The organism is Paenibacillus sp. (genome assembly GCF_035645235.1).
GTDB lineage: Bacteria > Bacillota > Bacilli > Paenibacillales > YIM-B00363 > Paenibacillus_AE.
The window spans coordinates 15,992-28,641 of the sequence record NZ_DASQMZ010000010.1; the positions used below are offsets into that span (position 1 = coordinate 15,992).

A 12,650-nucleotide genomic window follows, 5' to 3' on the forward strand; every position below is an offset into this window, starting at 1 on the left:
TCTACGAGAAAAAGGAAGGAATGATCGACATGCGGTTGGCGGGAATGAAAGTGTTGAGCCTTGTCGACGAGGAATTCGAGGATTTGGAGCTGTGGTACCCGATCTATCGGGTACGGGAAGAGGGAGCGGAGGTCGTCGTCGCCGGCGCGAAGAAAGGGCATGTCTATACCGGGAAATACGGAGTGCCCGCCGCGTCGGACGTCTCCTTCGACGAGGTCGACATCGATGCGTTCGACGGCCTCTTGGTGCCCGGCGGCTGGGCGCCGGACAAGCTGCGCCGGTATCCGCAGGTGCTCGAGATGGTGCGCCGCATGGACGCGTCGCGCAAGCCGATCGGCCAAATTTGCCATGCCGGATGGGTGCTTATTTCGGCGAAAATTTTGAACGGGCGGAACGTGACGTCGACACCCGGCATCCGCGACGATATGGAGAACGCCGGAGCCGTCTGGCATGACGAGCCGGTCGTCGTCGACGGCCATCTCGTGTCGAGCCGCCGTCCGCCCGATCTGCCGCCATACGCGAAGGCGTTCTGCGATGCGCTGGCCGCGGGCGCACGCGCGTAACCCCCGAGTTCCAAGAACTTCTAACGGCAACGCGGAAGGAGTCTCGCGCCGCGCCTCGAATACGTAAAGAGGCACAAACGCGCGAACGATCTTGCCACGGCTCTTAGGAGGGCTCGGTTTGGAGAAATATTGCGTCTGCGGGCATTCGATGTCCATTCGGCTACGTACGGTGATCTTTTCGAACAAAGTAAAAATTGAAAACGTTCCGATTTATTCCTGCGGCGGCTGCGATCGCAGCGAAGTGCTGCAGGACGTCAAGCATGAACTCAGCTCCTTGATTCGGCGACTGGGCCGCAATCCGGAAAAACAGGAAATTCGATTCAACGAATCGAACGAAGTGGCGTTCTTGCTTCACGAAGTGACGAAGAAAGAGCGCGCGAACGTTCCGGTGGAGCAAATCGTGAAGGAGCGCGTCAATCAGCTGCTTGATTTGCTGCTGCTTGCGCAATCGCTCGGCGACGAACCGTGGTCGGAGGAAATCCGCGATCGGCTGTCGCAAATCGCGAAAGGCAGCATCGCGACGTAATTCGGAATACGACCTTTCCCGCCTCCGGACCTGTGCCGGAGGCTCTTGTTTTTTGCGCGCGGGGGGCGGTCGTTGCGTAAAGTAAAAATTTGTCGTATCATTAATAATTATATCCGTATTTCCGCCTTGCCGAGGATTGGTCTACTACCCGCTGTTCATATCTACAAATATTTATTATTGGAGAGAATGCTCGTGACAGTGACAATTTACGACGTGGCTCGGGAAGCCGGAGTATCGATGGCGACGGTGTCGCGCGTTGTGAACAACAACCCGAACGTCAAGCCGCAAACCCGGAAGAAAGTATTCGAAGCGATCGAACGGCTCGGGTACCGCCCGAATGCGGTAGCCCGCGGACTGGCCAGCAAGAAGACGACCACGGTCGGCGTCGTCATTCCGGACATTTCGAATACGATGTATTCCGAGGTCGTACGGGGCATCGAAGATATCGCGAATATGTACCATTACAATATGATCCTTTGCAACTCGGACAAGAAGAAAGACAAAGAAATCCGAGTGATCAATACGTTGCTCGAGAAACAAGTCGACGGCTTGTTGTTTATGGGCGGCGTCGTAACGGACGAGCATATCGAAGCGTTCCGCACCTCGGTGCCGATCGTCTTATGCGCGACGACCGATGCGAACCGCGTCATTCCGTCCGTCGATATCGATCACGAAGCCGCGGCTTATGACGCCGTGAAAGTATTGATCGAGCACGGCCACCGCAACATCGGCATGATCAGCGGCAACCTGCAAGACCCGTCCAACGGCTTCGCCCGGTATCAGGGCTATAAGCGCGCGATCGAGGAGGCGGGCATTCCGTTCCGGGAATCCCATGTGCGTGTTGGCAACTACCGATACGAAGCGGGACTCGATACGATGGAGTACTTCCTTCAGCTCGAGGATCGTCCGACGGCGATGTTCGCCGCGACCGACGAGATGGCGATCGGCGCCATTCATGCGATTCAAGACGCCGGACTGCGCGTGCCCGAGGATATCGCCGTCATGTCCGTCGACAACGTTCGTATGGCTTCGATGGTCCGTCCGCAGCTGTCGACGGTCGCTCAGCCGATGTACGACATCGGCGCGGTATCGATGCGGCTGCTCACGAAGCTGATGAAGAAAGAACCGGTTTCGAATCCGGTCGTAGTTTTGCCGCACGAGACCATCATGCGCAAGTCCGTGGCTCATGTCTAATGAGCCCTATTTTTTTTGACGCGGAGGTATACGGCACGTGGAATATCGTACGTTAGGCGTAATCGGCGCGATGGACGAAGAGGTGGAGCGGTTCTTGCTCCGCATGGAGGACGCGGTCGAGACGGTGAAAGCGGGCATTCGGTTCCGCGAAGGGGAATGGAACGGCAAGCGCGTCATCGTGTGCAAATGCGGCGTCGGCAAAGTGAACGCAGCCGTATGCACCCAACTGCTGATCGATACGTTCGGCGTCGAAGCGGTCATCTTCACCGGCGTCGCCGGCGCGGTGCATCCGGAGCTGAACATCGGAGACATCGTCGTCTCGACGGATTGCCTGCAGCACGACATGGACGTCACGCCGCTCGGCTTTGCGAAGGGCGTCATCCCGTACGCGGAGGAATCGACCTTCCAGGCGGAGCCGTCGCTTGTGGAGGCCGCCCTGGCCGCAGGGGAGAGCCTATACCCTGGATTGACAAGGGCCGGCCGCATCCTCTCCGGCGATCAATTCGTCGCGAGCCGGGAGTCTGTCGCTTCCTTGCACCGGGATCACCAAGGCGCATGCGTAGAGATGGAAGGCGCCGCCGTCGCGCAAGTATGCCGCATGAACGGTACGCCGTTCGTCGTGCTGCGTTCCATGTCGGACAAGGCCGACGGTTCCGCGCACGTCAACTTTCCCGAATTTACGAAGCTTGCGGCAGAGCGTTCGGCGGCGATCGTGGAGCGTATGCTGGGTGTGCTGTAAGACGAATTCGTATGGAAAAAGGAGCCGTCCTCGTCGTCTCGAACGACTGGGGACGGCTCCTTTCTGTTCATGCGCCTTCTTCGGTGCGGCGTAGGTTACTCCGGCGCCTTCGGCTTGAAGTGGACGGCGGCGGTCGGCTCGGATTCGCCCGCAGGGTTGACCGCGGTTATGCGATACCAGCCTTCAGAGGTTAACGTTATATATTCGAATTCGGAGCTGCGCGAGCTTCCGATTCGTTTGTACGGTCCCTCCTGGGCGGGGGCGTAATAAATATGGTACGTCTCCACGCCCTCCTCCTCCGGGCTCGGGCTCCACGCGACGCGAACGCCGAGATCGCGCTCCGTCACGAGCGGCGTCCCGGGCGGCTGCGGCGGGGAGACGTCGCCCGTCTCCTGAGGCTCCTCCTCCGGAGGAGGTATCGGGAACGGCTCGCCGTTAAAGACGGTTTGGCTCGGCTCGGATTCTCTTCCCGCGATATCGACCGCCGTCAAATAATACCCGTAAATTCGGTCCTTGCTCGCTTGATCGGTGAAAGCGAGCTCGCCGCCCGTCAGCACCGTCTTGTTCGGCAACGGCAGGAACGGCCCGCCGTCGATGGAACGGTATACGCGGTATCCGGCTACGTCGGCATTGTAGCTCGCTCCGAAGGAGACGCGGACGCCGTCGGCCGTGTCGGCCAATTGTACCCAAGGGGGCGGGGCCGGCGGGATGCCGTTCTCCTGCCGCGGGTCGACCTCCGTCGGGGCGTCGCCGTACCCGTCCGTCGGTCGGTACGATTCCAGCGGTCTGCGGTTATTCGCAGGCAGCTTCGCCAACGCTTCTTCGATGCGCTTCATTAAATCGCTGATCGGCTCCTCCCGGCGGACGACGCGCATCTTACGGATCATATCCGGCGGGGTGCCCGGCTGCGGCGCGTACGCCTTCCCGTCGACGATAACGACGTCGGCAAGCGCAAGCACGTCGTCCTGCTGGGTCGGGATGAATTCCCGGTTAAAGATGTCGGTGACCGTCAGCTTCTCTTGGGTCACAATTTCGCTCGGCAGCATGCCGGATACGGCCGACACGGTCTTGGACACGATGCCCTCCGGCTTCTCGAACGCCGGCGTAACGAATAAATCTGGCGTCGACTCGACGAGCTCGTTCATGACGTCGGCCCAAACGTACTTCGCGCGGTTCGCGTCCGTCAGCGTAGACGGCTGATCGTACCCGATCCATACGCCCAGCGTGACGTCTGGCGAATAACCGACGAACCAAAGGTCGTAGTTGTCGGACGTCGTCCCGGTCTTGCCGACGATCGGCACCTTATCCTCGTGCTCGAATCGGCTTTTCACCCTCGTCGCGGTCCCGTTCGTAATGACCGTCCGCAGCATGTCGGTCATCAAATAAGCCGTCTGCTCCGAAAAGACGCGCTCGGGCTGCGGTTGATGCTCGTAGACGACATTGTCGTTCGAGTCCGTAATCTTCTCGATAAAGTACGAGTCTACATACACCCCGCGGTTCGCGATGGCGGAATAGGCGTTGGTGAGCTCCTCGACCGAGACGCCGTACTGCAGGCCGCCGATGACGCCGGTCTGAGCGTGGTAGTCGCTGTCCGTCAGCGAAGTAATGCCGAGCTTCTTGGAAAATTCCCACGCCTTCTCGATGGTCACGTCGTACAAAAACAGCTTGATCGCGGGGATGTTCCAAGACTGGTTCAGCGCTTCCCTCGCCGTTAACAAGCCATGGTATTTGCCGTTGTGATTTTTCGGAATATGGACGCCTTTCGTGCCGTCGGGCAAGATGATCGGCACGTCGTCGATAACGTCGCCCGGTTGAATCGCGCCGGATTCGAGCGCCGGCAAGTACGCCGCGATCGGCTTCATCGCCGAGCCCGGCTGCCGCTGCATCTGCGTCGCATGATTCAACTGCTCCAGGTAGAAGTCCCGTCCCTCGATCATGCCGAGGATCGCCCCGGTATCGTTGTCGAGCAGGATGCCGCCGACTTGTTCGACGCCTTTCTTCTCATGGTCGGCCGTAAACAGCTCCGGATTTTCGGAAATCCGATGCATCGCTTCGTAGACCGCTTTGTCGATGGTCGTATAAATCTTGTACCCTCCGCGAAGAAGAGCCTCCCGCGCGTCCTCTACGGCTTCTTGATACTCCGGCTTGCGGAAATCCGCGGGCCCGAGCTCCGGGTTGCTTTGCCGCAGAAGCACTTCCGCCGCTTGGCGTTCGGCTTCGAGCATCAAATACGGGTACGTCGAGTAAGCTTTCTGACTCGGCTTCGCGAGGCTCCCCCGGATATCGAAGGCGAGCGCTTCTTGATATTGCGCTTCGGTAATTTTCCCGACGCGCTTCATATGATGCAGCACGAGCTCTTGGCGCTTCCTCGCTTCCCGGAAGCCTTCCTCGTCGAACTCGCCCTTGCCCGTGAACGCCGAATACGTGGAGGGAGACTGCGGCAAGCCCGCCAAGTAGGCGGCCTGCGCGATGTTCAGCTCGTCCAGGTTTTTGTTGAAGATCCCGGTCGCGGCGGCTTTAATTCCGTAAAGGTTATACCCGGAAGATCCGTTGCCGAACGGAATTTTGTTTAAGTACGCGGCTAAAATTTCTTCCTTGGTCATGAATCGCTCCAGCCGCAGCGCTAGAAAAATTTCCTTGAATTTCCGGCTGTCGGTCCGATCGAGGCTCAGGAAGACGCGGCGCGCGACCTGCTGCGTAATCGTGCTGCCGCCCGTCTGGACGTCTTCGTTGAGCACCTTCTGCTTTACGGCCCGCAGCAAGCTGGTCAAGTCGATGCCGATATGGTTGAAAAATTCCTCGTCTTCGGTCGCGAGGACGGCGTCTTTCACGATCTGAGGGATTTCCTCGTACTCGATCAGGCGGCGGTCCTCTTCGGTGCGGAGCTGCCCGATGACCGTACCGTCCCGAAAGTAGACGAAGCCGGTTTCGGTATTGTGCTGCATCGCTTGCACGATCGTTTCGCGGCTGCGGACCTCGTCGTCGCGCACGAGCGCGGAGACGTAGCCGGCGACCGCCGCGCCGGCGGTCGCCGCGCCGACGATGCCGAGCAGCACGGCCCATTTGGCCGTAGACAGCGCGATCTTCGCGGCGATCGGCATTCGTTTTCGCTTCTTCGGCGCCCTCGATTCGGCCGGGTCGGCGGCGGTTGCGTTCTCTTTCGTATCAGGCATGTATGATGTACCTCCCCAATTTCCATCCACATTATAACATAGTCCGGCAAGGGAGGTCACCGTTCGATTGTCTTCGTGTTGACTCGACTCGCTTGATATGCTATATATTGGAGATTGTAAAGGGAGTTGATCGCGAGCATGGACAAGGCAATCGAATTAACCGACGCCCAGAAGGCGGAGGTAGAGCGGCAGCTGGCGCGCATCAAGCGAGGGGTCGCGGAGATCGTGCCGGAGGACGAATTGCGGCAGAAGCTGGCCCGTTCCGTCTCGACCGGAACGCCGCTGAAAGTAAAACTCGGGCTCGACCCGACGGCGCCGGACATCCATATCGGACATACCGTCGTGATGCAGAAGCTGCGTCAGTTCCAAGACTTGGGGCACCGCGTACAGCTCTTAATCGGCGATTTCACGGGCCGCATCGGGGATCCGACGGGCAAGTCGGAAACGCGCAAGCAGCTGACGGACGAAGACGTCAAGCGCAATGCGGCGACGTACCGCGAGCAGCTCGGCAAAATATTGGATCCCGATAAAACCGAAATCGTATATAACTCCGAATGGCTCGCGCCGCTCACGTTCGCAGACGTCGTCTCGCTGTCCGCGAAGGTGACGGTGGCTCGCATGCTCGAACGGGAGGACTTTACGAAGCGTTATACGAACGGGCAGCCGATCTCGATTCATGAATTTTTCTACCCGTTGATGCAGGGGTACGATTCCGTGGCGCTCGAGTCGGATATCGAGCTCGGCGGCACCGATCAGAAGTTTAACCTGCTCATGGGGCGGACGCTTCAGAAGGAGTACGGCAAGGAGCCGCAGGTGACGATCATGACGCCGCTGCTCGAAGGGCTGGACGGCGTCCAAAAGATGAGCAAGAGCCTCGGCAACTACATCGGTATCAGCGAAGCGCCGAAAGAAATGTACGGCAAGGCGATGAGCATCCCGGACGAGCTGATGGTGAAATATTACGAGCTGGTCACGGACGTGCCGATGGAAGAGGTGGACGCGCTGCGCCAAGGGCTCGCGGACGGCGCGGTCCACCCGCGCGACGCGAAGATGCGGCTGGCGGCGACGATCGTCCGCATGTATCACGGCGAAGCCGCGGCGCAGGAAGCGGAGCAGCATTTCGTCACGGTGTTCCAGCAGCGGGCGCTGCCGGACGATATCGAGGATTACGTCGTGCCGGCGGAGGAGCTCGAGGACGGGGCGATCCGGCTTGTCAAGCTTCTCGTGGCGAGCGGCCTGCAGCCGTCCGGCGCCGAGGCGAGACGCACCGTCCAGGGCGGCGGCGTGAAGCTGAACGAGGAGAAGCTGAGCGATCCGAACGCTTTGCTCGTCGTTCGGGACGGCGACATTATGCAAGTAGGCAAGCGGAAATTCGTACGGCTTCGCACGCGATAAGGAAGAACGGCCCGCGCAACCGCGCGGGCCGTTCTTTGCATGAAGGCGTAAAAAAACCGGCCTGCGCATGCAGGCCGGTTGTTGATTAACGGCTGTAGAACTCGACGATTTGCTTCTCGTCGATTTCTTGCGGGAGCTCGGAACGCTCCGGAAGGCGAGCGAACTTGCCTTCGACGGCGGCTTCGTTGAACTCGAGGTAGTTCGGCAGGAAGTTGCGGTTCGCGATCGCTTCCTTCACGGACGCGAGGCCGCGGCTTCTCTCGCGAAGGCCGATGACGTCGCCCGTCTGCACGAGATAAGACGCTACGTCGACCTTCTTGCCGTTCACCGTCACGTGACCGTGGGACACGAGCTGGCGGGCGCCTGCGCGGGAATGCGCGAAGCCGAGGCGGTAGACGAGGTTGTCCAAACGGCTTTCGAGCAAGACCATGAAGTTCTCGCCCGTGATGCCCTGCATCTTCGAAGCCTTCTCGAACAGGTTCGCGAATTGCTTCTCGTTAAGGCCGTACATATGGCGCAGCTTTTGCTTCTCCATCAATTGTACGCCGTAGCCGCTGACTTTCTTGCGCTGGCCGGGGCCGTGCTGTCCCGGAGGGAACGGACGCTTCAGTTCTTTGCCTGTGCCGCTAAGAGAAATGCCGAGTCGGCGGCTCAATTTGAATTTGGGTCCGGTATAACGTGCCATAGGTTGAGTTGCTCCTTTGTCCGATGAAAATATTGTAGGTTTCGCGTTAGCTGATGGATTCCGCAAGCGGAACCGTCTTGCGCCTGTTCGCGGGCATCTTGCGATGCGCTTCTCGAGCAAGTTCAGCCGCTGGCTCGAAAAGGCGTTCAGGAGGGTATCGCGAAGGGGTCCGATTTACGTACTCGACTATACATTTTACGTGAGTAGACCAGGCGCTGTCAAGGAAAAATCAACGCCGCCAAAAAGGGCGGATTTTCCCCCCAAAAATGTAACGAGCCAAAAAAATATAGTACAATATTGAGAGTAATAACCGATATACATTTTAGAGAGAAGCAGTAGGCAAGGAGGCGGGGAGGATGGGCGGTTCCGAGAGCTTTTATCGTTCGATGTTCGATTTAAGCCGATCGTTGTTTTTGCAGCAGACGACGGACGGCGTGTTAAAGCATATCGTGACCTCGCTGAAGGGACATTTCCCGGAAGCCGTCTCCCAAGTATATATGTCTCAAGATACGGCGCCTACCGATCCGTCGGTACTGCCGTTGGTGTTCCGGCACGACGGCAACGATCTTTGCACCCGCGCCTTCATGGAAGGCAAACCTGCGCTGGGCCATCCCGCGGAGGGAGCGGACGCGTCCGGCCTGCCGGCTTTCGCCGCCGCCGTGCCGTTGATCGGTAAGCAGGGCGTGTACGGCGTGCTGGAGGTTCGCGCAAGCGGGAGCCCGCTCGGTCCCGAGCAGATCGACCTGCTGGTCGGCATCGGCGAAACCGCCGGTGCGGCGTTCGAGAACGCGAAGCTGTACGAACAGTCGAATTTGCTCGTGACGGAGCTGCGGCTGATCAACGAAATTACGAAGCGGCTGAATCAAAGTCTGCGCGTCTCCGAAATATTTCAATACGCTTGCCAGGAATTGATCGAGGTGTTCCGAGCGGACTTCGCCTGCATCTTGGAGCTCGACCGCAAGACGCGGACGTTCCGCGTGCAAGCGACCAATATGACGGAGATGCTGAGCGACATCTTCGAGCTCGACTACGGCTTCGCGGGGCTGCTGCATCGAACGAAGGAACCGGTCATCGTGTCCGACTACGCCGCGAATTCCAGAGTCGAGTCGAAGCTCATGCATTCCACGGGCTCCCGTTCGCTCATCGCCGCCCCGATCCTCGTAAACGAGGAGGTCGTCGGCGCCGTACTGGTGACGCACTCGCAGCCTAGTTATTTTACCTATGAAAATTATAAGCTGTTATTGCTGCTCGCGGGACATATCGGCCTTGCGATCATGAAGGCGCAGCTGCACGCCGAGTTGAACCGGATGGTCATCACGGACAACTTGACGGGGTTATACGCGCGAAGGTACTTGGATGAACAAGTGCACTCGATGCAGGCGAAGGATGTCCGCGGGTCGCTCATCGTCGTCGATATCGACAACTTCAAGCAAGTGAACGACACGTACGGCCACCAGATCGGCGATCAAATTTTAAAGCAGGTGAGCGGCATCGTGCGCTCCTGCATCCGAGATACCGATATCGCGGCGCGGTGGGGCGGGGAGGAGCTGGCGATTTACCTCCCTCAGCTGACGCTCGAGCAAACCGAGCGCGTCGCCGAGCGCATTCGCAGCCGAGTCGAAGCGGAAACCGATCCGCAGGTGACCGTCTCGTGCGGCATCGCGGAGTGGAGCCGGAGCGACGAAAAAATCAGCGTCGAATCGCTGTTTTACAAGGCGGATATGGCGTTGTACTCGGCGAAGCACAACGGGAAAAACCAATACTGCATAGGGTAAGGAGAGCCGTCCCATCGAGCGAAGTCGCTCCGGGGGCGGCTCTTTCGCGCCGAGGATCGCCTCGGGCTCGCCGCCCCCGCGAGTTGTTCCGAAGAAAACGGCTATGCTACAATTGTCCAGTATGGGCCTGCGGGCCGCGCGACAGCCGAAGGAGGAAGTCTCTTGAAGGATCCTAGAATTCAAAAATTAGCCAAGACGATCGTAAATTACTCGACTCGGGTGCAGAAAGGCGAACGCGTGTTGATCGAGATGATCGGCCCCGAGCGCGAGCTGCTTAAAAGCATTATCGACGAAGTGCATGCGGCCGGCGGACATCCGTACGTCCAGCTGACGGACCGGGCCGTGCAGCGGACCTTGCTGAAGTCGATGACGAAGGAAAATTTGGAGCACTGGGCGCAGCTGGATTTGAACCGAATGAAGGACATGGACGTGTACATCGCCGTCCGCTCCGGCGAGAACGCCAGCGAGCTGTCGGGACTTCCGGACGGGCAGCTGGGATTGTACGAGAAAACTTATTATAAGCCGGTTCATCTGGATCAGCGGGTGCGGCATACGCGTTGGGTCGTCATGCGGTATCCGAGCCCGTCGATGGCGCAGCTCGCCGGCATGAATACGGATGCGTTCGAAGACTTCTACTTCGACGTATGCACGCTCGACTACGAAAAGATGTCGAAGGCGATGGACCCGCTCTCGGCGCTCATGGCGAGAACGGATAAGGTGCGCATCGTCTCTCCCGGCACGGATCTCACCTTTTCCATCAAAGGCATTCCGAACGTCAAGTGCGTCGGCGACAAAAACTTGCCGGACGGGGAGCTCTACACTGCGCCCGTTCGCGACTCGGTGAACGGCACCCTGCGCTACAATACGCCTAGCGTGTATTCGGGCATAACGTTCGAAAACATTTTCTTCCGGTTCGAAAACGGGAAAATCGTCGAAGCGACGAGCAACGATACGAAGAAGCTGAACGACATTCTCGATAACGACGAGGGGGCGCGCTATATCGGGGAGTTCAGCATCGGCTTCAACCCGTACATCCAGCACCCGATGAAGGATACGTTGTTCGACGAGAAGATCGACGGCAGCCTTCATTTCACGCCGGGCCAAGCGTACGAAGAGGCGGATAACGGGAACCGCTCCTCGATTCATTGGGACCTCGTCCTGATCCAACGCCCGGAATACGGCGGGGGCGAAATTTGGTTCGACGACGTGCTCATTCGCAAGGACGGCCGGTTCGTCTTGCCGGAGCTGGAAGGTCTGAATCCGGAGCGTTTGAAATAAGACTCTTGATTCCGCGGCAGGCCGGCAGTATGATAGAGGAAAGCTGTCACATTATGGGAGGCGACGACGATGACGAACAACAAAAACGCGGCAATCGTAGACATCGCGCAAACGGCGGGTAAATTTAAATCTTCGATCGTTCTGCAATACGATAACAAGTATATCGACGTAAAGAGCATTCTCGGCTTATTCACGACGCTCGTATCGGACAGCGCGTACGAGCTGCATGTCCACGGTCCGGACGAGGAAGAAGCGAAGAAGGCGATGGTCGACGTCTTCGCGAAGCACGGACTGACGATCAAAGCGTAAACCGTCCGGCGGCAGTACGCCGTCGGCATAGAGGGACGATCGCGAGCCGGACGCCGGCGGACGGTCGTTTTTTCGTTTTCGGCCCGATGGCGCGCCTTCCCAACTTGTATGCGGGACCGTTTTCGACTAATATGAAAGTATCATCGGTTGCCGGTAGGGGGGAACGCCATGTCTTCTTCGGATTTGTTGCTGCATCTTTCGCACAAGGCGTTACAGTTGCTGCAAGAGGATGCGAATAAAATAGAAAACCTCATCCAGGTGCAGATGGAAAACTTAGCGACGCGCAAGTGCCCGTTGTACGAGGAAGTGCTGGATACGCAGATGTACGGCCTCTCGCGCGAGATCGACTTCGCCGTGCGCGCCGGCCTGCTTCAGGAAGCGGACGGCAAGGACTTGCTGGCAAAGCTGGAGCGCAACTTGGCGCAGCTGTACGAGGCGCTCGCGTTTAATCAAAATCCGAACTGATCCGCGATTCGTACGCGGCCCGCGAGGGCCGTTTTTTTCGAGGCGAAGCCCAGTTGCAGGCGAATCGGAAACCCTTTACAATGGAAGTACAGCGAACGGGAAGAGGTGAGTGCCATGACGGAGGGAAGCGGAATCATTCGCATCTCGGACGACGTCGTCGCCACGGTGGCGGGGTTGGCCGCGCTCGATACGCCGGGCATTGCGGCGATGTCGGGAGGCATTTCCGAAGGTTGGGCGAAGCGATTGTCCGGAAAGAATGCGCAGCGAGGCGTGTCCGTCGAGGTCGGCGAGCGGGAAGCGGCGGTCGACTTGCGTGTGATCGTCCATTACGGCGTCGCGATTCATGACGTGTGCTGGCAGCTTCAGGAGCGCGTCCGCGAGGCGATCCAGACGATGACGGGATTGACGGTCGTGGAAGTGAACGTGAAGGTCGAAGGCGTGCAGCTGCCGGGCGAAGAGCCGGAAGAGGCGCCGGCGCCGACGGTGCGAGTGAAATAGCATATTACGGGAAAGCGGAAGGGCTGCCGAATGCGGCGGCCCTTTATGTT

The 12,650-nt window shown here is 58.8% G+C and carries 12 protein-coding genes; 10 read left to right on the forward strand and 2 right to left on the reverse strand.

Annotated elements, in window-relative coordinates:
• Positions 1-29: 29 nt before the first annotated feature.
• The 4 genes from VEZ38_RS00400 (at position 30) to VEZ38_RS00415 (ending at position 3,022) form a co-directional block, all read left to right on the forward strand.
• Positions 30-563, forward strand: a complete 534-nt coding sequence (locus VEZ38_RS00400; protein WP_324890798.1) for a type 1 glutamine amidotransferase domain-containing protein — start codon at positions 30-32, stop codon at positions 561-563.
• A 118-nt stretch (positions 564-681) separates the two neighbouring features.
• Complete coding sequence (locus VEZ38_RS00405) at positions 682-1,089, forward strand: hypothetical protein (protein ID WP_324890800.1); 408 nt, start codon at positions 682-684, stop codon at positions 1,087-1,089.
• A 192-nt stretch (positions 1,090-1,281) separates the two neighbouring features.
• A complete protein-coding gene (gene ccpA, locus VEZ38_RS00410; RefSeq protein ID WP_324890802.1) occupies positions 1,282-2,283 on the forward strand; it encodes a catabolite control protein A in 1,002 nt (333 codons plus the stop codon).
• Between the two features lie 37 nt (positions 2,284-2,320).
• Entirely contained in the window at positions 2,321-3,022 is a 702-nt protein-coding gene (locus VEZ38_RS00415) for a 5'-methylthioadenosine/adenosylhomocysteine nucleosidase (protein WP_324890804.1), read from the forward strand.
• A gap of 95 nt (positions 3,023-3,117) precedes the next feature.
• Here VEZ38_RS00415 and VEZ38_RS00420 read toward each other — a convergent pair whose 3' ends face one another.
• Positions 3,118-6,195, reverse strand: a complete 3,078-nt coding sequence (locus VEZ38_RS00420; RefSeq protein WP_324890806.1) for a transglycosylase domain-containing protein — start codon at positions 6,193-6,195, stop codon at positions 3,118-3,120.
• Between the two features lie 138 nt (positions 6,196-6,333).
• Here VEZ38_RS00420 and tyrS point away from each other — a divergent pair, with 138 nt between their 5' ends.
• Positions 6,334-7,590, forward strand: coding sequence for a tyrosine--tRNA ligase (gene tyrS, locus VEZ38_RS00425; RefSeq protein WP_324890808.1), 1,257 nt, complete (start codon positions 6,334-6,336; stop codon positions 7,588-7,590).
• 85 nt (positions 7,591-7,675) lie between these two features.
• Here tyrS and rpsD read toward each other — a convergent pair whose 3' ends face one another.
• The gene (gene rpsD / locus VEZ38_RS00430; protein ID WP_324890810.1) at positions 7,676-8,275 is read right to left on the reverse strand and encodes a 30S ribosomal protein S4; all 600 of its coding nucleotides are present in this window, start codon (positions 8,273-8,275) and stop codon (positions 7,676-7,678) included.
• A gap of 356 nt (positions 8,276-8,631) precedes the next feature.
• On the opposite strand from rpsD, the gene VEZ38_RS00435 reads away from it, so the two are divergent.
• From VEZ38_RS00435 to VEZ38_RS00455, 5 genes are all read left to right on the forward strand, one after another.
• A complete protein-coding gene (locus VEZ38_RS00435) occupies positions 8,632-10,050 on the forward strand; it encodes a GGDEF domain-containing protein (protein ID WP_324890812.1) in 1,419 nt (472 codons plus the stop codon).
• A 162-nt stretch (positions 10,051-10,212) separates the two neighbouring features.
• The gene (locus tag VEZ38_RS00440; RefSeq protein ID WP_324890814.1) at positions 10,213-11,328 is read left to right on the forward strand and encodes an aminopeptidase; all 1,116 of its coding nucleotides are present in this window, start codon (positions 10,213-10,215) and stop codon (positions 11,326-11,328) included.
• Positions 11,329-11,397: 69 nt separating this feature from the next.
• A complete protein-coding gene (locus VEZ38_RS00445) occupies positions 11,398-11,637 on the forward strand; it encodes an HPr family phosphocarrier protein (RefSeq protein WP_324890816.1) in 240 nt (79 codons plus the stop codon).
• Between the two features lie 168 nt (positions 11,638-11,805).
• Positions 11,806-12,102: a YlaN family protein gene (locus tag VEZ38_RS00450; RefSeq protein WP_324890818.1), complete on the forward strand. Its 297-nt coding sequence runs from the start codon at positions 11,806-11,808 to the stop codon at positions 12,100-12,102.
• Positions 12,103-12,216: 114 nt separating this feature from the next.
• Entirely contained in the window at positions 12,217-12,600 is a 384-nt protein-coding gene (locus VEZ38_RS00455; protein ID WP_324890820.1) for an Asp23/Gls24 family envelope stress response protein, read from the forward strand.
• Positions 12,601-12,650 lie beyond the last annotated feature (50 nt).

Coding starts and splice junctions, on each gene's coding strand:
- rpsD (WP_324890810.1), bottom strand. CDS start 8,275: ATGGCACGTTATACCGGACCCAAATTCAAATTGAGCCGCCGACTCGGC.
- VEZ38_RS00435 (WP_324890812.1), top strand. CDS start 8,632: ATGGGCGGTTCCGAGAGCTTTTATCGTTCGATGTTCGATTTAAGCCGA.
- VEZ38_RS00455 (WP_324890820.1), top strand. CDS start 12,217: ATGACGGAGGGAAGCGGAATCATTCGCATCTCGGACGACGTCGTCGCC.
- VEZ38_RS00420 (WP_324890806.1), bottom strand. CDS start 6,195: ATGCCTGATACGAAAGAGAACGCAACCGCCGCCGACCCGGCCGAATCG.
- tyrS (WP_324890808.1), top strand. CDS start 6,334: ATGGACAAGGCAATCGAATTAACCGACGCCCAGAAGGCGGAGGTAGAG.
- VEZ38_RS00400 (WP_324890798.1), top strand. CDS start 30: ATGCGGTTGGCGGGAATGAAAGTGTTGAGCCTTGTCGACGAGGAATTC.
- VEZ38_RS00445 (WP_324890816.1), top strand. CDS start 11,398: ATGACGAACAACAAAAACGCGGCAATCGTAGACATCGCGCAAACGGCG.
- VEZ38_RS00450 (WP_324890818.1), top strand. CDS start 11,806: ATGTCTTCTTCGGATTTGTTGCTGCATCTTTCGCACAAGGCGTTACAG.